This window comes from Thioalkalivibrio denitrificans (assembly GCF_002000365.1).
In the GTDB taxonomy this organism is placed as follows: Bacteria; Pseudomonadota; Gammaproteobacteria; order Ectothiorhodospirales; family Ectothiorhodospiraceae; genus Thioalkalivibrio_A; species Thioalkalivibrio_A denitrificans.
The window spans coordinates 1-22,436 of record NZ_MVBK01000080.1 but is presented as its reverse complement, the minus strand read 5'-3'; the positions used below and the strand labels follow the sequence as shown (position 1 = coordinate 22,436).

Annotated in this window: 20 protein-coding genes; 8 read left to right on the top strand and 12 right to left on the bottom strand. The window is 63.5% G+C overall.

Going from position 1 to position 22,436, the window contains the following annotated elements:
• Window positions 1-71: 71 nt before the first annotated feature.
• The 3 genes from B1C78_RS12805 to B1C78_RS12795 are packed head-to-tail and all read right to left on the bottom strand — an operon-like array spanning window position 72 to window position 3,660.
• Window positions 72-1,463 carry an O-antigen ligase family protein gene (locus B1C78_RS12805; protein ID WP_077279563.1) on the bottom strand — a complete coding sequence of 464 codons (1,392 nt, stop codon included), beginning with the start codon at window positions 1,461-1,463 and terminating at the stop codon, window positions 72-74.
• Window positions 1,460-2,566, bottom strand: coding sequence for a glycosyltransferase (locus tag B1C78_RS12800; protein WP_077279562.1), 1,107 nt, complete (start codon window positions 2,564-2,566; stop codon window positions 1,460-1,462). The genes B1C78_RS12805 and B1C78_RS12800 overlap by 4 nt, the downstream gene beginning before the upstream one ends.
• Window positions 2,563-3,660, bottom strand: a complete 1,098-nt coding sequence (locus B1C78_RS12795; RefSeq protein ID WP_077279561.1) for a glycosyltransferase — start codon at window positions 3,658-3,660, stop codon at window positions 2,563-2,565. Before B1C78_RS12795 ends, B1C78_RS12800 begins: the two co-directional genes overlap by 4 nt.
• A gap of 52 nt (window positions 3,661-3,712) precedes the next feature.
• On the opposite strand from B1C78_RS12795, the gene B1C78_RS12790 reads away from it, so the two are divergent.
• Window positions 3,713-4,810: a phosphotransferase enzyme family protein gene (locus B1C78_RS12790; RefSeq protein ID WP_077279560.1), complete on the top strand. Its 1,098-nt coding sequence runs from the start codon at window positions 3,713-3,715 to the stop codon at window positions 4,808-4,810.
• Here B1C78_RS12790 and B1C78_RS12785 read toward each other — a convergent pair.
• The 3 genes from B1C78_RS12785 to B1C78_RS12775 all read right to left on the bottom strand — a co-directional run bounded on the left by B1C78_RS12785 (window position 4,790) and on the right by B1C78_RS12775 (window position 7,801).
• Window positions 4,790-5,518: a sulfotransferase family protein gene (locus tag B1C78_RS12785; protein ID WP_077279559.1), complete on the bottom strand. Its 729-nt coding sequence runs from the start codon at window positions 5,516-5,518 to the stop codon at window positions 4,790-4,792. The genes B1C78_RS12790 and B1C78_RS12785 overlap by 21 nt on opposite strands.
• A gap of 3 nt (window positions 5,519-5,521) precedes the next feature.
• Window positions 5,522-6,388: a hypothetical protein gene (locus tag B1C78_RS12780; protein WP_139349926.1), complete on the bottom strand. Its 867-nt coding sequence runs from the start codon at window positions 6,386-6,388 to the stop codon at window positions 5,522-5,524.
• A gap of 312 nt (window positions 6,389-6,700) precedes the next feature.
• Window positions 6,701-7,801: a glycosyltransferase gene (locus tag B1C78_RS12775; protein WP_342745165.1), complete on the bottom strand. Its 1,101-nt coding sequence runs from the start codon at window positions 7,799-7,801 to the stop codon at window positions 6,701-6,703.
• A 160-nt stretch (window positions 7,802-7,961) separates the two neighbouring features.
• Here B1C78_RS12775 and B1C78_RS12770 point away from each other — a divergent pair, with 160 nt between their 5' ends.
• The 4 genes from B1C78_RS12770 (at window position 7,962) to B1C78_RS12755 (ending at window position 12,258) form a co-directional block, all read left to right on the top strand.
• The gene (locus B1C78_RS12770; protein ID WP_139349925.1) at window positions 7,962-8,768 is read left to right on the top strand and encodes a P-loop NTPase family protein; all 807 of its coding nucleotides are present in this window, start codon (window positions 7,962-7,964) and stop codon (window positions 8,766-8,768) included.
• Complete coding sequence (locus B1C78_RS12765; RefSeq protein WP_175628306.1) at window positions 8,761-9,873, top strand: glycosyltransferase; 1,113 nt, start codon at window positions 8,761-8,763, stop codon at window positions 9,871-9,873. Before B1C78_RS12770 ends, B1C78_RS12765 begins: the two co-directional genes overlap by 8 nt.
• A gap of 255 nt (window positions 9,874-10,128) precedes the next feature.
• A complete protein-coding gene (locus B1C78_RS12760) occupies window positions 10,129-11,211 on the top strand; it encodes a polysaccharide pyruvyl transferase family protein (RefSeq protein WP_077279555.1) in 1,083 nt (360 codons plus the stop codon).
• Between the two features lie 393 nt (window positions 11,212-11,604).
• Entirely contained in the window at window positions 11,605-12,258 is a 654-nt protein-coding gene (locus B1C78_RS12755) for a sulfotransferase family 2 domain-containing protein (RefSeq protein WP_077279554.1), read from the top strand.
• Between the two features lie 116 nt (window positions 12,259-12,374).
• On the opposite strand, the gene B1C78_RS12750 is transcribed toward B1C78_RS12755, so the two are convergent.
• Window positions 12,375-12,593 carry a zinc-finger domain-containing protein gene (locus B1C78_RS12750; protein ID WP_077279553.1) on the bottom strand — a complete coding sequence of 73 codons (219 nt, stop codon included), beginning with the start codon at window positions 12,591-12,593 and terminating at the stop codon, window positions 12,375-12,377.
• On the opposite strand from B1C78_RS12750, the gene B1C78_RS18080 reads away from it, so the two are divergent.
• Window positions 12,586-12,873: a hypothetical protein gene (locus B1C78_RS18080; RefSeq protein ID WP_425443977.1), complete on the top strand. Its 288-nt coding sequence runs from the start codon at window positions 12,586-12,588 to the stop codon at window positions 12,871-12,873. The two genes, B1C78_RS12750 and B1C78_RS18080, sit on opposite strands and share 8 nt — an antisense overlap.
• A gap of 284 nt (window positions 12,874-13,157) precedes the next feature.
• Here the strand turns inward: B1C78_RS18080 and B1C78_RS12740 are convergent, their stop codons facing one another.
• Both B1C78_RS12740 and glnE read right to left on the bottom strand, forming a co-directional pair.
• Window positions 13,158-14,078, bottom strand: coding sequence for a branched-chain amino acid transaminase (locus tag B1C78_RS12740; protein ID WP_077279552.1), 921 nt, complete (start codon window positions 14,076-14,078; stop codon window positions 13,158-13,160).
• Window positions 14,079-14,242: 164 nt separating this feature from the next.
• Window positions 14,243-17,185: a bifunctional [glutamate--ammonia ligase]-adenylyl-L-tyrosine phosphorylase/[glutamate--ammonia-ligase] adenylyltransferase gene (gene glnE / locus B1C78_RS12735; RefSeq protein WP_077279551.1), complete on the bottom strand. Its 2,943-nt coding sequence runs from the start codon at window positions 17,183-17,185 to the stop codon at window positions 14,243-14,245.
• Between the two features lie 522 nt (window positions 17,186-17,707).
• Between glnE and B1C78_RS12730 the strand changes: the two genes are divergently transcribed.
• Window positions 17,708-18,265: an RNA polymerase sigma factor gene (locus B1C78_RS12730; protein ID WP_077279550.1), complete on the top strand. Its 558-nt coding sequence runs from the start codon at window positions 17,708-17,710 to the stop codon at window positions 18,263-18,265.
• Entirely contained in the window at window positions 18,265-19,002 is a 738-nt protein-coding gene (locus B1C78_RS12725) for a hypothetical protein (RefSeq protein WP_077279549.1), read from the top strand. Before B1C78_RS12730 ends, B1C78_RS12725 begins: the two co-directional genes overlap by 1 nt.
• A gap of 443 nt (window positions 19,003-19,445) precedes the next feature.
• Here the strand turns inward: B1C78_RS12725 and B1C78_RS12720 are convergent, their stop codons facing one another.
• From B1C78_RS12720 to B1C78_RS12710, 3 genes are all read right to left on the bottom strand, one after another.
• Complete coding sequence (locus tag B1C78_RS12720) at window positions 19,446-20,510, bottom strand: type IV pilus twitching motility protein PilT (RefSeq protein WP_077279548.1); 1,065 nt, start codon at window positions 20,508-20,510, stop codon at window positions 19,446-19,448.
• Window positions 20,511-20,513: 3 nt separating this feature from the next.
• A complete protein-coding gene (locus B1C78_RS12715; protein WP_077279547.1) occupies window positions 20,514-21,608 on the bottom strand; it encodes a type IV pilus twitching motility protein PilT in 1,095 nt (364 codons plus the stop codon).
• 9 nt (window positions 21,609-21,617) lie between these two features.
• A partial coding sequence (locus tag B1C78_RS12710) for a serine/threonine-protein kinase (RefSeq protein ID WP_139349924.1) occupies window positions 21,618-22,436 on the bottom strand: 819 nt, incomplete at its 5' end.

The window sequence follows — 22,436 nt, the reverse complement described above, 5'->3', positions numbered from 1 at the left end:
ATGAGGATGGGCTTTCGCAAATGCTGGCGCCTTGCTGAAGTGAGTCGCGTATCCGGGTTCCCACACGGCGCTCAGCCGTGCTCCCTGTTCTCACCCGTCGTTATCTCGATTCTCAGTTTGCGTGCAAAGTGACTGGCCAACATAGTCCCGATGATGGGCCCGTAGAGCTGTGTAATGCGGAACTTCGAAAAGAAATCCTCATACATTGCCCACAGCCCGAGCAAGGCGGTAAACACGACGACAAATAGCGCCAGCGCACGCGGCAGCCCGGGTGACTGCAAATTCAGCCGTGCTTCGTTGAGTGCAATCAGGATGACGATAGCGATGGGCACATAACCAAGCAACCCCATGCGGAAGAGGACACCGATATGGGAGTTGTGGAGATTGTCACCCCTCTCTCTAATCAGGCTCGGAGCATCGGAGTCAAACGCTCCCCAGCCCCCGTGATAGTCACGAACGCTTCCGGGTGATGCGAGACCGTACCCCGTCAACGGCCGCTCCAGCACCGCATCAATTCCAAACTTCCAGTATGCGACACGCACTGTGGCTGAGTCGGATTCCAACGAATCCAGATCACCGCCAACGAGCATGGAGACGGACTGGACGCCCGGGCTCTGCCAACGCTTGGATACCGTGTCCCAACTGGCCACCAGGACGACTGCCGGCACCAGCACAACCATCATGGCAGTCGCCAGGAGTGTCCTTTTGCTGAACACCATTTCCTTGCGATACACCCAGGCCGCCATGACCCCAAGCAACAGCAGGACGAGCGCCGTATTGATCCAGGCGGCCCGCCCCTGGATCGCGATCAGAGCCGCTGTAGCGAAGGCAAGAACCACGCACAGCAGGAATATCCCGGCCAGCAGTTGCACACGCAGTTTTCCGGAAGTGCTCGCCGAGCGCGCCAGCAGGAAAGGCACGAAGATCACAAGGCCGACGATGATCGCTGGAAAGGTCAGGGTCACACCACGGAAACCCATTTCGAAGAAATAACGACCCTGCCCCTGCAAGGCCTGAAAGAAGTCCCCGGGCGACACATTGATGGCCAGATAGACAACAAACCCGAGGAGCCATGCAATCAGGAGTCCGGCCGAATGTCTGAGCCAGTCACCGGTCGCGGCCAGGACCAGTCCGAACACGACCATGGGTATGATGGCCGCGGACACCCATTCCCTGGCCCCCGCCCAATGGGCGTGAGCGATGTCGGGCATCTCCAAATGGGCCGCCCAGAAACCCCGCAGGATCACGTACACGAGGAAGAAAAGTGCGAGCCAGGGCAGCGGTGAGCGCAGCAGCGGCCCGCGGTTCCGGTAGAGAAACAGGGCCGCAACGGCGAGCATGACGAGCTGGCTCGCCTGCGCCACGGAAATGCTGACCGGAGAGAAGAAGACTGCTGTGTAGGCCGACCCGATCGCCCAGCGTTGGGTACGGTCTGGGGGGAGGCGGTCACTCAGTGTAGTCATGGATTGCCCGGCGATATCTGCATGGTAGCAAGGTGGATGTCGACGCTGCGGCGCACGCGATAGGGCTCGGCGGCGCGGCGTAAAGTCTGCGCATCCGGGGTGTGTCCGTCCAGCGTCAGTTGAATGGCCTGTGCCAGCGCGACGTCATCCCCCACCGGGACCAGCCCGCCCAGCTGGCCGCCCGCGAGCACCTCGCGCGGCCCGCTGGGGCAGTCGGTGCTCACCACCGGTTTGCCAAGGGCCAGTGCCTCCACCAGCACGATGCCCATCCCCTCCCAGCGGGCGGAGTGGGCCAGCACATCGGCTTGTGCCAGATAGGGGTAGGGGTTGGCAACGAATCCGGGCAGGCGCAGGTCCGTGTCGATGCCCAACTGCGTCGCCAGGGCTTCCAGGTTCGCGCGCTGTCTGCCTTCACCCAGGATGAGCAGCCGGCAGGGCCGTTGCGCCCGCACACGGGCGAAGGCCCGCAGCAACGTGGCGTGGTCCTTGCGACTGGACAACTCGCCGATCGCCACGATCAGCGGACCTTCTGCCGGCTCCGGCCACAGCGGCCTCACCGGTGCACCGGCCAGCGCTTCCAGGTCATCGCGCACGATGGGGCTGGGCACCACATGGATGCTGCCATGCCCCCCCATCAGCCCGGCGAGGTCGTCGGCGACACCCTGCGACGGCACCAGCACGCCGCTGGCTCGGGGATAGAGGCGGCGGATCGAACGCCGCTGACGCCATGCCTCCAGACGACCCCGGCGACGCAGATTGGTCGACACATGGGTACCCAGGCGCACGTAGTGGCGCAAGGGTACACGCGCCAGGCGGGTGGCCAGGATTGCCATTCGGTTGACGCGGTCCTTGTCGGTGAGCAGCACCTCGGGCCGCTCGCGGCGCAGATAGCGCACCAGGCCCGGCAGGGCGGTGGCCACATGAGCCCCGCCCAGATCGATCAGACGAAGGTTGTCCCGCGGCTCCAGCAGCGGACCGTGGCCGCGGACCTGGAGCAAATCGACGAAGATCCCGCGCGCAGCGATGGCGGGCAACAGGTTGCCCAGAATGCGATCAACCCCGCTGTGGCCCGAGGTGGCGGCGAGTACTGCAAGGCGCGTCACAGCAGCTTCATGACCTCGAGATAGCGGGCGGCGCTTCCGGAGTGGAAGCGTTGCGCGGCCTCGATGGCGTCATGATCAGGCGGGCTGCTCAGGGCGTGATCGAGCGCATCGGCCATGGCCTCGATGTCGCCGACCGGGACCAGCGTGCCATACCGTCCGCCATCGAGGATCTCGGCCGGACCGCTGGGGCAGTCGGTGCTGACAACCCGGGCCCCGGCGGCGAGCGCCTCGATGATCACGTTGCCCAAACCCTCGTAGCGTGAGGAAAGGGCAAAGACCGCCGCGCGCGCCATGTACGGCAGCGGATCGGGCACGAAACCGGGCAACGAGACGTGTTCCGCCATACCCAGTTCGTCTGCCAACTGCTCCAGCGCAGCCCGATCCCCCCCCTCCCCGAGGATCAGCAACCGTGCCGGGCGCCGCTCGCGAAGCCGCGCCAAGGCCCGGATCAGGTCGTCGAACGCCTTCTGGTGGCAAAGCCGGCCCACACCCAGGATGACGGGAGTGTCGGCCCCCTCCTGCAGCCAGGGATGGTCCACCGGCTGGGCCAGCCGCTCGGGCATGTCGCTGGTGAACATCGGATTATAGATGACATGGACGAGTTCCCGCGGAATGGCAAAATGCTCACACAGATCCTCCGCCACCCCGCGGGAGACCGCAATGACGCCGTTGGCACGGGGGTAGAGCCAGCGTATCAGCCGCTGGCGATTGGGGCGGCGCACCGCCTGGCTCAGGGTATTGGTCGCCTTGAGGTAGACCGGGGTGTCGATCCGACCGAGCCAGCGCGCCAGCATGACCGCCTCCGCGGAGTGGGCATCGACGGTGAGCACCGCATCGGGCCGCTCGCGTCGCAGGTAGCGGATGATGCACGGGATCGCGTGCCACTTGCCACGGGTCTGCAGATCGACCTGGCCCACCGCCTCCGGCATACGATCGGGATAAGGAAAAGCGCCACCACGCAGCAGCACGAATATCGGGCGCACTCGGTGGCGAAGAAACTCCTCGGCCAGCACCGTCACGGTGCTCTCAATACCTCCCCATGCCTTGAACGCGCCGAAGATGGCTACCCGCCTTTCTCTTTCTGGTGCTGTCATCGCGCAATTATGCCTGAGCCCATGAACCTCGCCAAAGCGATAGAATGCGGACATGAACCGGTATCCCATTGGGCACATCGGGCGGCTGCTGGGCCAGTCCCTGACGATGCGCTGGCTCGAACTGCGCCAGTTGGCGGCCGCGACCCGTGGCGTTGAGGGCGACTGGACGCGCCTGCTGCGCAACGAAGTGGCACCCGTGCTTGGACTGTGCCAGGGAGACTACACGGTGTCGCGACGGCCACCGGGGCTGAGCGACGACGCCCCATTTCGACTCCGAGAGCACGTGCGCTTTGTCCAGGCAGCGCACGGTCAGGCATACGTGGTGCGAATGCGGCGGCGCTGGCGTCTCGGCGCCAAAGAGCAGTTGCGCCAGCATGGCGTTGCCTCTGCTGCCCGCGCCGGCCTCCTGTTGCAGCAGCTTGAACTGCCCGTGCCGCCTCTGATCTGGCTGCGCGAAGCGACCACCCTGTGCGGACTACGCAGCCACTTTCTCTCCATAGAGCAGTTCGTGCCGGGGCGCCCGCTGGATCTGGACAATGGCGACGAGGTAGCTGCCGCCATGCAACTGCTGGCGCGTCTGCACCGCCAGCCTGGAGAGATGCCCGGCATGCCGGGAAAATACCGGGTTGAGCGGGCCCGATTCGTGCGTGACATGGTGCATTACACCGTGCTGCGCGCCCTGGGCGACCGCCGTCGCACCGGGCCGCCACCCGACCGTCGCCTCACGGCACAGATCATGGCCGCCGCCCGAAAGGCCTATCTGGAACAGTCGCTGCCCCTGTGTCTGATCCACGGAGACATCAATGCCGGCAACTTTCTGCATGGTGAAGATGGCGGCCTGCGGCTGCTCGACTTCGACAGCCTGCGCTACGACTTGCCCGGCAGTGAGATCCTGCGCGCGGTCTATACACTATCGGGCGGGAACTCCGGCATGGCATCCCACGCATGGTGCTGCTATTTCGACACTGCGGGCGAGACGCGCTGGCACCACTTCCTGGCCGGCGCCCGTTTCGCCTTGCTTCTGCATCTGCTGAGACGCCCCGGGGCACCATGCCCCACCGAGCAACTGCGCGCCGTCGCTGATGACGAGGTCGGATTGTGGGGGCGCACTCCTGGAGAGACCGACTGGTCACACCTGATCGAGTTGTGACGGATAATCGAAGGCCGCGAAGTCGTCGGCGTAGAGTGCATGGACGCGTTCCGCCAACCCGTCGCTGTAGTACCGCGCAAGCTTGTCGGCGGCTCCCTTGCGATTGACTTCCCGGTTCCTCGGTGCCTGAAAGGTCCCCTGGCCGAAGATGCGGTCAACCACCGTCTTCAGATCCTCCTCTATCCGCTCGGTGCGACCAATGAACGCCAGGCGTTCCGGACGCACCGGCAACATCGCGGTCTGAGGAGCCCAATGGGCGTTCTCATGCAGCCCGCCACGCTCCAGCCGGGCGATGAAATCGGCAAACGACTGCCGTGGATCCTTCTGCAGCCCCTTGTCAAGGTAGGAGGAGAGCAGCCGGGTGTAGGGATTGCGCACGAAGGTAAAGAGAAAGTAGCGCTGTTGGAGCTCGTCCAGTGTTGCTGCCCGCGCCGCGTCCAGACGGCCGTAGCTGCGTTTGGCCGCCCGCGCCGCACCGTCGTCCGGCCTCGTCTCCACCTCCGGATCGTACCAGGCCAGGGTATTGACGACCGTCGAGTTGGCGCACTTGGGCAGGCGAAAGTAGCAGAACCGGTGGCTCTCAGAAACCAGCGCCCGTGCAAAGACAAAACCGACGCTGATCTGCGGATGGCATTCCGCGGCCAGCGGGTGACGCCGGAGGCGGCGGTTGCGCAAATGGATGCGCAGCTTCTGCAGGGGATCAATCATCGGTCAGGCTTGCTTCAGCGTGGCGGCGATATGGCGGCAGACGCGCTCCATCCGCTGACGATGGTGCCGGTTGCCGAGGGCCTGGACCGCGGCGGCAACGGCCAACTGGTGCAGGGGCTCGAGATCGTCCGGGTCAGTGTACCGCGAAATGAAATCGAGGACCTCGACCGCATGCTCGGGGTACAGACGCAGCATGCCTTCGGCCAACGGGCCGGTGCGCACGTCCTCCCAATCCACAATCAGTGTCCGGCCTGCGGCATCCTGAAAGCACTCCTTCCGGATATTGCCAAGGTATGGCATTGAGAAGGGCAGCGTGGCGTTCTCGAAATCATCCGGTAGCTCGACGCCCAGATCGTGCAGGAATTCGCGGACCGCGTGAGGTGTGATTCGTTGCCTCTGCAGAAGGCGCTTCACCCTGTGCGGCCGAGGCTTCCAGTATTCGTAATAGCGCGGCGCGATCTGCTCCAGAAAGTGGCGGCCTTTCTCCTTGCGAGAAAGACCTTTGCCATGTTCATGGTACTCGCAGACAAGCCAACGCAGGTTTGGGTCACTGGCAACCAACCGGGGCGTGCAGCCGGTGGACTCCCCGAGGACTCGGTGCATGCGGATATCCCTGGCAAGGTTGGACGACAGCAGGGCCACCTTGAGGATCAAGCGTGGTGCATGGCCGAATATGATGACCGCGTTCTCCTTGCGGTGTGGTCGGCTGCTGTTGCATTGCCTTAATCGTGGACCGACTCTGAGCAGGTCAATATCAAGAGGCAAGCGGAGCAACATGGGCTTTCCCATGTGCAGATAGCGCAGCAGACGACCCCATGGTGCAAGGCTGGTCAGAAGGCTGCGCAGCGGCCATGCGGTGCCGTTGGGCATGAGGAGGAGTGTGGTATTTCGACACGGCGCGTGAGGGGCAACAGAACGCGCGGCAGCATCACATGCCATGGTAATCCTGGCCAGGATGTGCCTTGGGAATGGGGTCGCCCAATCAGAAAGCATCATCTGTTACCGCGGCCCCTTGCGCATCTCGCCGTGGATCCCAAGTGGATGACTTCCACGCCCTGTTCTCGCAGGCGGTCTTCGAAGCAAAGACCGGGTAGCCGGTCGTCGAGCTTGCTCGACTCGAAGCCGAGAATCGCGCCGACCCTGGCCGATGCGGCACCTTTGCGCGCCCTGATCCCGGAACACCTAGCCACCGTGGGCGGGAATGCCGAAGGCTCGAAGATATTCGGCGGCTGCGTGTTCTGCCGTAAAGCGTCTACAGGCAGAGCTGTCGACACGGTGGTCGGCGGGGTGCAGAAGCACCTCCTCCATGGCCGAGGCAAGGGCGTGATCGTCGCCCACCGGCACCAGTACGCCGTGTCGACCGCCCCCCAGGATGTCACGCGGCCCCCCCGGGCAGTCGGTGGAAACTGCCGGAACCCCCAGCGACAGGGCCTCCGCGAGCACGTTGCCAAAGCCTTCCCATGCCGAGGACAGGACGAAGAGATCTGCGCGCGCCATCCAGGCATACGGGTTATCGACAAAGCCGGGCAGGTCCACAGCACCCTTCAGCCCGATCTCGTTGATCAACCTCTCAAGCGCTTCACGTTCAGGCCCCTCACCGAGGATGATCAAACGAGCCTCCAGCCGCTGGTGCAAACGGGCCAGCGCACGCAAGAGGGTCGGATAGTCCTTCTGTTGCGCCAGACGGCCCGCCGAGATGATCACGGGTCGTTCGTGGTGATCCAGCCAAGGGTGGGATACAGGCTCACGGGCCAGTTCGAGGGTCCGTTCTGTGACTACCGCGTTGGGAATCGTCTTGATGACCGCTCCGCGCAAACCGATAGTGTTCGTAAGATCATTGCGCACCCCTTCCGAGATGGCTATGACCGCGTCTGCATGCGGGTAGAATCTGCGTACCTCGCGGAACTTGCGCCGTCGCTGCGAGGCTGAACGATTCTTCCGCGACTGCCCATAAGGGTTCGTGACGCTAATGACTCGGTGCGCATGGGTATCGGGCAGCCACTTGAGCGCGCAGAGGACAACATTTGCCGCATGAGTACATGAGAGAACGGCGTCGGCTGGCCTCTTGCCGAGGTGGCGCCAGAGCGCGAAGAGCGTGGCCAGCCGACCTCGTGTACCAAGGTGGTGGTGGCTGACGTGAGATCCGACTTCATTCGGATAGAAAAGCGTTCCATTACGGAAGGTAACAACTTCGATGCAATGTCCGGCGGCACTCCAGACAGGGATCATGTTGGCCAGTACCCTTTCCAGTCCTCCGCTTGTGACGAAATCACCGAACAGCACAATCCGGCCGCCTGCAACTTCAGGGTCCGTGGACGCGTTGGTTATTGGTCGGCTGGGAGAGAGCACGAGTCTTCCGTGTCGGGAAAGGGCTCAGCAAATATGACAAAAAGATGACATTATATCCCCCAAACTTCGCATTGCCACATGGACCCAGCTCGGCATGAACCGACGTCGCCAGATATCTGTCGAAATTGCCGGCCTGCCGGGGAGTGGCAAGAGCTTTGTCCTCAGACGGCTACTGCGGCATAAGGCCCTGCCGATTTCGGTAACGACTCATAAGCAACGTGTTGGCGAGCTGATTCTCCGCAAGCGCTGGCATTCATACGGCCTGGGCGGCCTGGCGCGCTCGCCAACGAGGCGGCTGGCCAAGAAGAGGGCAGGTAAGGCGTATCACCAGCGCTCACCCGCCCTGCAAAGCAGACTGATGATGGAGTTCGCCGGGCAACACCCGGAACTGGCCCGATGGATCGTGGCCGCCGTCCACCACAGTGATGCCCCGCCGGATCAGGGCTTCTTGTTGCTGACCTGGTTCGGTCGCCTTTTCGCCGACTACCGGATGGTACATGGCACTCAAGAAGTAGATGAGCTCATGCTCTTTGATGAGGGTTTCGCCCAAAAGGCGTTTTCGCTGATGCTGCACCTGCGCCTCGCGGCGGACGCTGTCCGCGAATATGTAAAGTTGGTACCTTTGCCGGACTACCTGCTTATGGTCGATGCCCCTGAATCAGTGGCCTACAAGCGCCTGGATGGGCGCGGCTGGCCCGGTTGGATTGCGCCGAAGGGCAACGCGGAGAAGGCTGCCTTTCTCAAACGCTGCCTTGCTGTGCAGGACGCGCTCCTCGATGGCTGCCGAGACCGGAACATTCCCGTGATCGTGCTGGACAATGAACGTGAAGATGCCCGGGAACTGGACCGGCACCTGCAGACCCTGACCAAACGCATGGCTGGCGAACCGGAGCATGGCTGAATCCAGGGCCCGCCTGGCCATTCTCATCTCGCTCTCCGGCCAGGGCGGCGTCGAGCGCATGGTGCTCAACCTGGTGCGGGAACTGGCGCGACTCGGCCTTGCCATCGACCTGGTGCTGATCCGAGAGGAGAGCGGTCATCTGGCGGACCTGCCGGCCGGCGTCAACGTCGTTCGCCTCGGCACCCGCCACAGCGCGCTCAGCGTCGGGCCCCTTGCCCGTTACCTTGCAGAGCATCGGCCGCCGGTGCTGCTGGCCGCCAAGGACCGGGCCGGGCGGGCGGCGTTGGCCGCCCGGGAGAAGGCGGGCGTGGACACCCGCATCTACATCCGTCTGGGGACCACGCTCTCCGAGGCGCTGGAAGGCCGATCCCGCCTGCGCAAGTGGTTCCGCTACCGGCCCATGCGAAGGCTCTACCCGCAGGCGGATGGGATCATCGCCGTGTCCCGGGGTGTGGCTGATGACGTGCAGACCATCACGGGGCTCGACGGCTCGCGTATCCACGTGATCCACAATCCCGTGATTACGCCGGATTTGCACGCACGCGCGGCGGAACCGGCACCGCATCCCTGGCTCTCAGACGGCGGCGACCCGGTGGTGATGGGCATGGGGCGACTTACCCGGCAGAAGGACTTTCCCACCCTGATCCGCGCCTTCGCCCGGCTGCGCGAGCGCACACCCGCGCGGCTCATCATCCTCGGCGAGGGGGCCGACCGCGAGGCACTGGCCGCCCTGGCGCGGGAGATCGGGGTCGGTGATCACCTGCTCATGCCGCGCTTTCAGACGAACCCCTATGCCTGGCTGTCCCGGGCCCGGCTGTTCGTACTCTCCTCGCTCTGGGAGGGTTCTCCCAATGCCCTGACCGAGGCCATGGCGCTGGGCATCCCCGTGGTCTCCACGGACTGTCGCAGCGGGCCGCGGGAGGTGCTGGACGGGGGGCGCTTCGGGCCGCTGGTACAGCCCGGGGATGTAGCGTCTCTGGCTGAGGCCATGGAGCGGACACTGGCCGAGCCTTTGCCTGCGGACACCCTGCGCGGCGCGGTGCGGAATTACCGGGCCGAGGTGAGTGCGCGGCGTTACCTGGAAACCATGGGGATCAAGACTTAAGGAAAAAGCGAGGACAAAGCTATAGGATCACCATTCAAACAACCGGAGCTGAAACCGTAGACTCTCCGTTCTCGGAGGACATCTAAGAGGTAAAGGGGAACATCTGGGTGGGTTAGTGCCAGATCCTTGACTCAGACTCACAGGCCCTCCTGATTGATACTAACTGGTGCATAAATGCCGATCATGGACTCGGCTCGGCAACGACAATTATACTCTCGGCGCCCCGTACTTGAATCCTCCTGACCGCCCGGGCCAATGCACAACAAGAAACAGGTTCAAGACAACGGTGTTGACGACATTCCATTGGTATGGATAGTTCATCGATGCCAGACCAGGAACTTGGGGGATCAGCTACTTGGTCTCGGACTAGAAACCCAACTTCAACATTATGCCCTGGCAACAGAACGCTTGGAGTTCACCGGCAAAGGAAAGAGTCCTCTGCTGAGATTTGCTCGTAAGGTCCTGAAGCGTTTCCGACTGCAGAGTCTATCCACTTGGGTGGGAGTACTGAGCTATGTGCCCAGAGCGGTTGCGAAGCGGCCCCGACTGATCGTCATAGGGGGCGGCCAACTCCTCCTGCCACACACCACGTTCCTGACCGCTTTGTCCGCCTGGATACGCCTTGCAAAAATCTGCGATGCGAGACTCGCACTCTTCTCGGTAGGCACTGAAGAGCGCAAAGGCCCGCTCTCTGCTCGCAGTCAGGCCATACTCAGGGATGCTATCGCACATATGTCGTTCATACGCCTTCGCGACCAGCATAGTCGAGATATCTTGGCCCGTATCACGGGTGAGCGGTTTCCGTTAGCTCCCGACACGGCCTATGGGCTCGTTCTGCAAAGCCCACACCATGTAGACCGGATAGGCGTAGGCGTATGTCCCGCATCCCTGAAGAGCGTGCTGTCATATGACAGATTTCATAGTCGCGAGGAATACTACCAAGCGTTCATTGATCGCATCGATGCAAACCTGCTGTCAGGTGAGCCCATAACGGTATTCTCGACGGCATGGGCCGATCGGCGAGAAGTTCTAACGATGGCATGTCGCCTAGAGACGCATTACCCGGAGAACAAAGTCGAAGTGGCACACATACCGGATTCTGACGCGCTGATTGCGTTGTTGCAGAATCTGCGCGTCGTCATTGGGTCGCGCATGCACGGCCTGATTCTGGGTCATATTCTGGGCGCGACTGTAGATAGCATTTCCCGTAACGACAAGATGGCCTCATACGAAGAGCAGATGTCAGAGCCACTTGAATCTATTCGTGCAAAGCTGCGTTTGGAGATCCGTTCACTCTTAACTCACACAATATCTGAGTCGATAGATGAACAGGGTTAGTCAAGGTGAACGGCGAATACATGAACTCGGGCTAAACGAATGAACGCTATGGTTCATTTGCGCCAGTAGCCTAATGCACAGCCGACCTCACCGTTCTTGGTCACCCCCCTTTTTTGGAATCAAAAAGGGGAAGCGCCAGCATTACGCCCGTGCAGCTTGCGGGCAACGCACGCTAAGCCGCACTGGCTCCGGGCGGCAGAATGCAGTTTGTGGCATTCGTGCCACTGCAGGACTGTAGAATCAGGGATGCGAGATAGCTATGACGGACTAAATCGACACTCATCAACCAACCGGGATTCCGGCCGTGCAGGGCAGTTAATCGAATCAACGCCACACCGCACGGGCCTGCCGCGAATCATCTGGAACGCACAGGCGCACCCAACCGAAACATCCATGCTCCTCTCCCTCAAGCACAACTTCCTGTTCGTCCACATCGCCAAGACCGGCGGCACCAGCGTGCGCGCGGCCCTCTCCCGCTATCGTTACCGGGGCGTGTACGGGCTGCCCATGTTCCTCGCCGACAAGCTGGACCAGATGACGGGGCACCGCATCGGCGCCAAGTTTCCGCGCCATGCCAAGGCCATCGCGGCGAAGGAGATGCTGCCGGCGGAACTGTATGAGGGGCTGTTCAAGTTCGTGTTCGTGCGCAATCCCTGGGACCTGCAGGTAAGTTCCTTCTTCCACATCCGCCGGGAACGCCCGGAGGTGCTGGAGGGGGTGGAGACCTTCGAGCAGTTCGTGCGGCTCAAGTTCGACCCCGAGCGTCCGTGGAACTACATGCTGGACACCTCGCGGGAGCTGCAGCGGGATTACGTGGTGGACCTGCATGGCAACCTGATCGTGGACTTCATCGGCCACTACGAGAACCTGCAGGAAGACTTCGACACCGTGTGCGAACGCATCGGCGTGCCCCGCATGGCGCTGCCCCACAAGCGCAAGGCGGAGGGGCGGGACGATTTCCGGCGTTACTACACCGACGAGACTGCGGAGATTGTGGGCGAGCACTACCGGTCCGACATCGAGACTTTCGGCTATCGCTTCGAGTAGGAGCGGCGACCCCGCCGCGAATCGCCCGCGTCCGGAGCCCACGTCCATTCGGCCCGGGGTCGGGCCTCCTACGGAACGTGGTTGCGCTTGGCAGGAGCCTGGCCGCCCGGCACCCTCTAATCCTTCAGCACGTACTCCGTACTGCAGTACGGGCAGAGCATGCGCCCGTCCGGGGCGTCCTCGATGGGGATGAATACGCGCGGGTGCGAGGCCCACAGGGCTGCGCCGGGCTGGGGGCAGTGCAGCGGCAGGTCCGAACGGCTCAACTCGACGCGGTTCTGCGCATTCGGGGGCTGGTACTGGTCGGGGTGATCGCCGGTGCGGGGGTTGGGCATTGTTGTCACCGAAGGCAATGGACAGGATGAACAGGATTACTCTGGATTAACAGGATGGTTTATAGATTCTGAACTTGCGCTTGACGGAAACACGCTCCGCAAAGTTGATCAACAGGCCCGTATCGAACCGGGTAGCAGCCAAGTAGTTCACCAACTGAGCCTCATGGCGGCGGGCCATCGCCTCTATGGCCTTGAGTTCACCCAATCATTGCAAAAATTTGACGCAACCAGGTTTCAGGCTACTCGCTTCAAGTATTCAGGTAATGCAACAGAATCGTAGGCCGGACAAAGCGTAGCGATGTCCGGCGCCCTATCGCCCGATACCGCTTCGCTTTATCGGGCCTACGTTGGGCTGGACCTCACATTTGGTGAGATCCAGAAACAGCCGTGCAACGGGCAGTTCGTACCGTATATAAGCCGTTTTCTTGTAAAACTGCGCCGAATTTTTGCAACTGTCGGGTAATCTCGCGCGTAAGCGGGGCATCCGGCAGACTTTTCTCCGACAACTTCCTGTTCATCCTCAAACATCCTGTTCATCCTGTCCATTCGTATTCGTATTCACATTCAAACAAACGTCAGCCACTCCTCGTGACGGCCGTTGCGGGCGTGGACCACGTCGAAGTAGAGGGTCTGCAGGCGCTCGGTGATGGGGCCCCGGCCGCCGTTGCCGATGGGGCGACGGTCCAGTTCGCGGATGGGTGTCACTTCGGCGGCGGTGCCGGTGAAGAAGGCCTCGTCTGCCACGTAGACCTCGTCGCGGGTGATGCGCTTCTCCCGCACCTCGATGCCCTCTTCGGCCGCCAGGGTGAGAATCGTCTTGCGGGTGATGCCGTCTAGGGCCGAAGTCAGTTCCGGGGTGTAGATGACGCCGTCGCAGACCATGAAGAAGTTCTCGCCGCTACCCTCGGACACGTAGCCCTCCACGTCCAGCAGCAGGGCCTCGTCGTAGCCGCAGGACAGGGCCTCCTGAAGCGCCATCATGGAGTTCATGTAGTTGCCGTTGGCCTTGGCCTTGCACATGGTGATGTTCACGTGATGGCGGTTGAACGAGGAGGTCTTGATGCGGATGCCCCGCTCCAGGTTCTCGGCACCCAGGTAGGCACCCCACTCCCAGGCAGCGACAATGCCGTGCACCTTGAGATTGTCAGCGCGCAGCCCCATGCCTTCCGAACCGTAGAAGCACATGGGGCGGATGTACGCGCTCTTGAGATGATTCTCGCGCACCGATGCCTTCTGGGCCTCGTTGAGTTCGTCCTCGGTGTAGGGGATCGTCATGCCCAGGATGCGGGCGGAGCGGAACAACCGACGGGTATGATCCTGAAGCCGGAAGATGGCCGGGCCGCGTTCGGTCGGGTAGGCGCGTACACCCTCAAAGACCCCCATGCCGTAGTGCAGCGTGTGAGTCAGCACGTGCGTGGTGGCATCGCGCCACGGAACCATCTCGCCGTCGTACCAGATCAGACCGTCGCGGTCGGCCATCGACATGGGGTCACCTCGGTTGTTTTTTCTCTCGATTTGATTCGAATGGACAGGATGAACAGGATTAGTCTGGATTAACAGGATAAAAACAAAAGTACCTTCGACAGGATTAACATGGTTTACATGATTTTTTCCTAAAAGCTTTTAACCCTGTCTAAGGTTTTTTCCTGTTAATCCTCAAAAATCCTGTTCATCCTGTCCATTGCCTTTCCTCCGCCGTCCTCCATCACCCGACGCCACAGGGCACGCACCGCCTCGCGCTCCTCGGCGAATTCGGCCGAATCCACCACCGCCGGGCTCTCCTGCAGGGTCAGGCGATGGATGCGGTTGCGAAAGGCACGATAGGTGTCGGTCAGGAAGCGGGCTTCCTCTTCCGGCCGCACGCCGGTCTCCACCAGGCGCTCGAGGATGCGGATATTGTCCGGGTAGTCGAGCAGCGGCGGATGATCGCAGGCATGCGCCAAAACCCAGTATTGGACCATAAATTCGATATCCGCGATACCGCCCGGATCCCGCTTGAGATCGAAGCGCTGGGGGTCGCGGGAGGCATGTTCCTGCCACATCTTCTCGCGCATCTCGCGCACCTCCCGGCGCAGCTGCTCACGGTCCCGGCAGATCCCGAGTATGCGCCTGCGCAACGCACCGAAGGCCTCCGCGATGCGTCCGTCCCCGGCCACGGGACGGGTGCGCACCAGAGCCTGGTGCTCCCATGTCCATGCCTTCGACTCCTGGTATTTCTCGAATGCGGTGAGGCTGCTGACCAGCAGCCCGGACGTACCGCTCGGGCGAAGGCGCGTGTCCACCTCGTAGAGCCTGCCCGCCGCGGTGAAGGTGCCCAGCACGTGCACCACACGCTGCCCCACACGGGCGAAGAACTCGCTGTTGTCCAGCGCCCGCTCACCGTCCGTCGTCTGCTCCTCGCCGGCGCTGTCGTGGATGAACACGATGTCCAGGTCCGAACCGTAGCCCATTTCCAGCCCCGCCAGCTTGCCGTAGCCGATGATCGCGAAACCCGGTTCGTAGGGCTCCCCGTCCACCACGCAGCGCGGCCGCCCGTACCGGGCACGCAGCTGCTCCATCACCAGGGCGAGCACCCGCTCCAGCACCACCTCGGCGATCCAGGTCAGGTGGTCGCTGACCTTCATGATCGGCAGCACGCCCATGATGTCGGCGGCGGCCACCTTGAGCACCTGCACCTGGCGGAACTGGCGCAGGCGATCCATCACCTGCTCCATGTCTCCGCCTGGCACCTGCTCCAGTTCCTCGTCCAGCTCGCGGATCAGGCCCTCGCGGTCCGGCGGGGCATACAGGCTGCGGGGATCCAGCAATTCGTCGAGCAGCAGCGGGTGGCGGGTCAGCAGGTCCGCCAGCCAGGGGCTGGCGGCGCAAAGCTTGACGAGCTGCGAGAGCGCCATGGGGCTTTCCACGAGCAGGGAGAGGTACACGGAGCGCCGCGCGATGGCGCGCACCAGCGTCAACAAACGCCTGAGCGCCACGTCCGGATTCTCCGTTTCCGCCGCCGCGCCCAGCAGCAGCGGCATGAGGCGATCCAGCCGCTCACGCCCGGTGGCCGTGAGCGCCCGGCACACGGCGCTCTCTCGCAGGTCCTCGATCCATTCCAGTGCGGTGTCGGGCTCGGCGAACCCGCGTTCCGAGAGGATTGTCCTGGCGCGCTCGGCGCTGCGGTCGCCGGCCCACACGGCGGCCAGCGACGCCTGGTTGTCCTCGCCTGCGCCGTCGCCCTGGCCCCCGCCCTGAGGGGCGGCAAAGACCTGGTCGAAGTGTTCGTGGACGCGGCGACGGTGACGGGACAGTTCGCGCTCGAAGGCAGGCCAGCCCTCGTATCCCATGGAGAACGCAAGACGTGCACGGGCCTCTTCGGATTCGGGCAGCCTGTGCGTTTGCCGGTCCTGGGCCATCTGCAGGTGATTCTCGGTACGGCGCAGAAACTCGTAGGCGGCGATGAGCTGCTCGGTCGCGAACGCGGGCAACAGGCCCCGCTCCGACAGCCGGCGCAGCACCGGGCGGATGCCCCGCAGCTGCAGGGTCGGATCCCGACCGGCCCGGATGAGCTGAAAGGCCTGACCGATGAACTCCACCTCGCGGATGCCGCCCTCGCCCGTCTTGATGTCGTCGCCCCGGCTGCGCCTCGCGGCCTCCCGGTTGATCATGGCCTTCATGTCGCGCAGGGCGGCGAACGCGCCATAGTCCAGGTAGCGGCGGTACACGAAGGGCCGCAGCGCGGCCAGCAGACGGCGCCCCGCCTCCCGGTCGCCGGCAACCACCCGGCACTTGATGAACGCGTAGCGCTCCCACTCCCGGCCGTGGCGCTCGTAATAGTCCTCCAGGGTGTCGAAATCCATGGCCAGCGGCCCGGGATCGCCGAAGGGACGCAGGCGCATGTCCACCCGGAACACGAACCCTTCCGCGGTGTTTTCGTCCAGGACCCTGATCAGCCGCTGTCCCAGCCGGGTGAAGAACTGCTGGTTGTCCAGCGGCCGCTCTCCGTCCGTGCTGCCCGCCGAGGGGAATCCGAAGATCAGGTCCACGTCGGAGGAGAAGTTCAGCTCCCGCCCGCCCAGCTTGCCCATGCCCAGCACCACCAGGCGCTGGGGGCGTCCCTCGGCATCCCGCGGCTCCCCATGGCGCCCGGCCAGTTCCCGGTGGATCCAGTCGGCAGCCCGGTCGATACAGTGCTCCGCGAGATCCGTCAGTTCGCCCAGGGTCTCGTCCAGCTCCGCCTCTCCGGCCAGATCCCGCCAGGCAATGCGCAACATCTCGCGCTGCCGAAGCGATCGCAACCCGGACATGAGCCCCGCTTCGTCCTCGGCCTGCTCGACAACCGCACTCACGCGCGCAGCCATCTCCCCGGCCGCCAGCGGGCGTTCCAGCGTCCCTTCCTCCACCAGTTCCGCCAGCACCCGGGGCCGGCGAATACAGAGCCTGGCGACGAACTCGCTGGCCACCCAGACCCGCGGCAGCGAAGAGGGCCAGCTCGCCACTCCGGCGTCCAGTTCACGGCACGCGGATTCGAAGTCTTCCAGCAGGCGCCTCAACTCGCCATGGAAGCGATCCGGCACGGGATCCAGGGACAAACCGGATGGGGAACTCATGGAGGCAGATTACGGGGCGCCCCCAGGGGCCGCAAGTCCGGAAGTGGGCCATGTCCGGCGGCAAACGACGAGCTCAGGGAAAAAAGCCCCGGCATGGTGCCGGGGCAGCTTCTCAGAGGAGATACACCTGCGTAAGGATCAGGAGGGGTCTGAACAACCGCCCTTCCCGCGCCAATTCCGGACGTGACAGGATTCCGTCCCCGCGGCACCCGCCATCCCTGACCTGCATCAAGGGGGGTTGGGCATCCGTGCCTCGGTTATTGGCATCCTGAATGATGCGGGGTCCGACCCATTTATTCCGCGTGCAGCGCGGGGGGCATCGTGATTTACGCTCGCCCGGCGGGTTTGGAATAATTTCGCCGCCGGGGTCATCATGTACAAATGACCGGATTCGGCCGCTGCAGCAGCGGCCGGCGCTTCGGTTGACCATCAGTGCGGCCGGCAGCGGGCCTCCCACAGGAGTGGAAGTGGCGCGCTGCACACAACAACGACGACTGCCGCGATTGATTTTGGAGGGGATCGATGACCTGGCTCCGCATGTTCGGGGGGGCTTCGCGGGCATGGCAGCAACAGGTGGAGGAGAGCAGGGTTCGCCTCTACCGCCTGTCACTGTCCTGGTGCGGAGACGAGATGCTCGCGGACGACCTGGCCCAGGAAGCACTGGCCCGGGCGCTGCGCAAGCAGCATCAGCTGCGGGACGCGGAACGGCTGGATGCCTGGCTGTTCGCCATCCTGCACAACTGCTGGCGGGAACACCTGCGCAGGCTCAAGCCGCAGGTGCCGCTGGACGAGGTGCTGTTCGTCTGCGATCACTCGCCGGAGCATGAGCAGGCGCAGGACCAGATCGTCCAGCAGGTGCGTCAGGCCATCGCCGCCCTGCCCATGGGACAGCGCGAGGTGGTTACGCTGGTGGACCTGGAAGGACTGAGTTACGCGGAGGTGGCAGAGGTGATGGCCATCCCCATCGGCACGGTCATGAGCCGACTGAGCCGGGCAAGAAGGGCGCTCAGAGCGGCGCTCGAACCCTTTCAGGCCCGGCCGGGCGTTGCGAGCGGCCGGATTCTGTGGAGAGTGAAGTGATGGACAGGACGCGCGAGGAGGACGAAAAGGCCCTCAACGCCCTTGTGGACGGGGAGCTGGACACCGACCCGCGTCGGGAGGTGCTGATCCGTATCCGTGAAGATACGGCGCTCCGGGACACGGCCTGCGCGCTGCGCCACGTGAAGACCCTGGTGCACCACGCCTACGCCGGCGCCCGCCCTCCGCAACGCGAGGCATCCCGGCCTGCGCTGCGCCGCTGGCCGGCCGCGGCGGCGGCGGTTGTTCTGCTGAGTATCGGATTTGTCGCCGGGCTGACGTTGCCGTTCGGCACTGATCGTGAACAGGACGCCATAGTGGCGAGTGCGCCCTTGCCCTCCCCGGAACAGGAAGGCGTGCGGATCAATCCGGTGCAGGTGCAACACAACAAGTTCGTGCTGCATATCAGCCGCGGCGGCCCGGAACGCTTCTCGGAAGTCATCGACAGGGCGGAACAGCTGCTCAGTTCCTATCCCGGTCCCGGGCTGGAGGTGGAGGTCATCGCCAACTCGGAAGGGCTCGGCCTGTTCCGGGAAGAGACCTCCACGCAGATTGAGCGCATCCGTCGGTTGTCCGAACAGTACGACAACATCAACTTCATCGCCTGTCAGAACACCATGGAGGTCCTGGAGCGCCGGGGCGTGCGCACCCGACTGCTCACCGGCACCCGCACAACGGAGTCCGCGGTGGACCACATCATCGAGCGCCTCCAGGACGGCTGGGTGTACGTGCGGACGTGAGTTTTCACCACGCAGGGCACGAAGGGCACGAAGGGCACGAAGGGCACGAAGGGCACGAAGGGCACGAAGGGCACGAAGGAAGATTAGAACCGGCTTGCCTTTATGTCCTTTGTGATCTGGTGCCCGAACCCTCGCGCTGGTGGCGTTGATCACCCGCGGATATTCCTCTCGCAAAGCCGCGAAGCTCGCTAAGAGAATCCATTCATAGGGCGGTCCGTGGCCGCCGACCGGGGTGGTCGAGACAACTCAATTCGGCGGCCACGGCCCGCCTTATAAACAGGTTTTCTTGGCGGGCTTCGCGGCTTTGCGAGAGAAACATTCCAAGTCGATCAACGCTGCGGGCGCTAACGGTCCGAGCACCATCCCAGGAGGGGCACGAACACGACCCAGTTCAGGTTTCCCTTCGTGCGCCTCGTGTGCTTCGTGGTTCGATAACAAACCAGTCAACCTTCCTCGTAGCGCGCCGATTCGAACTCGCTCTTGTTGATGGCCTTCTCGTAAGCTTCGCGGCCGGTGATGGTGCCGGCGTCGAGCAGGCGCCGGATCGCCCCGTCCATGGTCTGCATGCCTACCAGGGCGCCGCTCTGCATGGTGCTCTCCAGCTGATCGGAACGACCCTCGCGGATGAGGTTGGATACCGCAGGCGTATTGACGAGAATCTCGATGGCGGCCACGCGGCCGCGTCCGTCGGCGCGGCGCATCAGTTGCTGGGAGATGACGCCGCGCAGCGAGGTGGACAGCATGGTGCGGATCTGACCCTGCTTCTGGGCGGGAAAGGTGTTGATGATGCGGTCCACCGTGGAGGCCGCACCGCTGGTGTGCAGGGTGCCCAGGACGAGGATGCCCGTCTCGGCGGCGGTGACCGCCAGGCTGATGGTTTCCAGGTCGCGCATTTCACCGACCAGGATCACGTCCGGGTCCTCCCGGAGAGCGGAACGCAGGGCGCTGGCGAAACCGGGGGTGTGCAGGCCCACCTGTCGCTGACTGATAAGGGAACGCTTACGCTCGTGGAGGAACTCGATGGGATCCTCGATGGTGATGATGTGCCCCTTGCGGCGGGCATTGATGTCGTCCACCACGGCGGCGAGGGTGGTGGTCTTGCCCGAGCCGGTCTTGCCCGTCACCAGGAACAGGCCGTGGCGCTGCATGCTGAGGCTGGAAACCACCGGGGGCAGGCCCAGTTCCTCCAGGCTCATGGAACGCGTGGGGATGGCGCGAAACACCGCGCCGAGTCCGTTGATCTGCCGGAACACGTTGACACGGAAACGCGACAGGCCCTGGATCTCGTAGGCGAAATCCACGCCGTCCTCCTGGTCGAAGACGATGCGCGCATGTTCCGGCATCACTTCGGCCAGGCTGTCCGACACGCCTTCGGCGGTCAGCACCGGCTCATCCAGGGGTTTGAGATCACCATACACGCGCACCCGCGGCGGATCGCCCGAGATCATGTGAAGATCCGAGCCGTCCATCTCCACCATGCGTGCGAGAAGTGCGTCGACGCGTTTCATGCGCTATCCGCCGGCCAGATTGATCTTGGGCAGGAGTGATGCGTCGGTGACAAAGCGCTGGAACATCTTCTTGTCGTTGGCATGCAGGTAGGCGTCGTCCGGATCGATGAGCTTTTTCTCCAGCGCCTCCATCAGCGCCTGATCCAGGAGCTGCATGCCGCGCTCGCGCCCCGTCTGCATCTGCGATGGGATCTGATGGACCTTGTCCGTCATGATCATCTTGGCAATGGCGCGGTTGATCAGGAGCGTTTCCACCACGGCGCGCCGCCCCCGCCCATCGGCACTCTTGACCAGCGATTGCGTCAGCACACCGTGCAGGTTCTGGGACAGGAAGGTCTTGCCCTGCTCGCGCAGTTCCAGCGGGATGGCGTCCAGAATACGGTCGATGGTCTTCACCGCGGACGTGGTGTGCAGCGTGCCCAGCACCAGGTGCCCGGTTTCCGCGGCGACCATGGCCATGGTAATGGATTCGGGGTCACGCAGTTCGCCCACCAGGATGACGTCCGGATCTTCGCGCAGGGCCGCGCGCAGCCCGTCCGCGTAGCTACCCACATGGGTGCCCACTTCACGCTGGATCACCTGGGCCTGCTTGCTCTTGTGCACGAACTCGATGGGATCCTCGAGGCTGAGGATGTTTACCGCGCGGTTGGAATTGATGTGATCGATGATGGCCGCCAGCGTGGTGGACTTGCCTGTGCCCGTGGAGCCGGTGATCAGCACCATGCCCTGGTGATGGTCGATGAGCTCACGCACGACGGAAGGCAACCCCAACTCATCCAGCGAAGGCACCTGGGCGGGCACGTGACGGAAGGTGGCGCCCACCCCGGTTGCCTTGCGAAAGAGGTTGACCCGGAACCGGCCCACCTCCTCGGCGACGTAGGAGAAGTCCAGGTCCTGACCGTCGCGAAACTTCTGGCGCTGCGTGGGCGTGAGGATCTCCAGGACGTAGCCCTCCAGTTCCCGATCGCCCAGGTCGCGAAATTTGATGGGCATCAGGTCGCCGTTCATGCGCAGCATGGGCGGCACGCCCACGGCCAGATGCAGGTCCGAACAGCCCTGTTCGCGACCGAGTTTCAGAAATGCGTTGATTCGCGCCATGTCGTCATGCTAATCGAGAAATCCCGACAGTGCCTGGCGGACCTCATCCATGGTCTGGTAACGGTCGTCGGGCGAAAGCGCCATCATTCGCGCCACCACGGCGCCAAGCGTGCGGGGCACCTCGGGATTGACCTCGTGGACCGGCTGCGCGTTGCCCTGCACGTGCTGGTACATGACCGCCATCTGGTCCTCACCGATATAGGGCAGCGTGCCCGTGAGCATCTCGTACATGAGCACGCCCAGGGCGTAGATGTCGGCCCGCGCGTCCACGGGCTTGCCGAGCACCTGTTCCGGCGCCATGTACTTTGGGGTGCCGATAAGTATCCCGGTGCGGGTGAGCTGCTGATCTCCGGCCGCACGCGCTGCGGCCACGCCGAAATCCACGATCTTGACCAGCCCGCGGTTGTTGATCAGCACGTTGCCCGGTTTGAGGTCGCGGTGCACCACGCCGGTGACATGGGCAGCCGCCATGCCGGCGGCAATATCGCGCCCGTAGCGCAGGGCCGTTTCCAGGGCCAGCGGCTCGCGCCCCTCCAGGAACACGGCCAGGGTGTTGGAAGGGAAATACTCCATGGAGATGGCCATGAGCCCCTGCACGTTCAGGAAGTCGTAGATCCGGATCACGTTCTCGTGGGTGATCTTTCGCGACAGGCGCATTTCCTGCACGAAGCGCTTGATCATGTCCTCGTCGGAGGCCATCTGCGGGTGAAGCACCTTCAGGATGACCGTCTCGGCGATGATCACGTCTTCCACCAGCAGCACGGTACCGAAAGCGCCACGGCCCACCCGGCGCACGAACCGGTAACGGTCTCCCAGCATGTCGCCGGG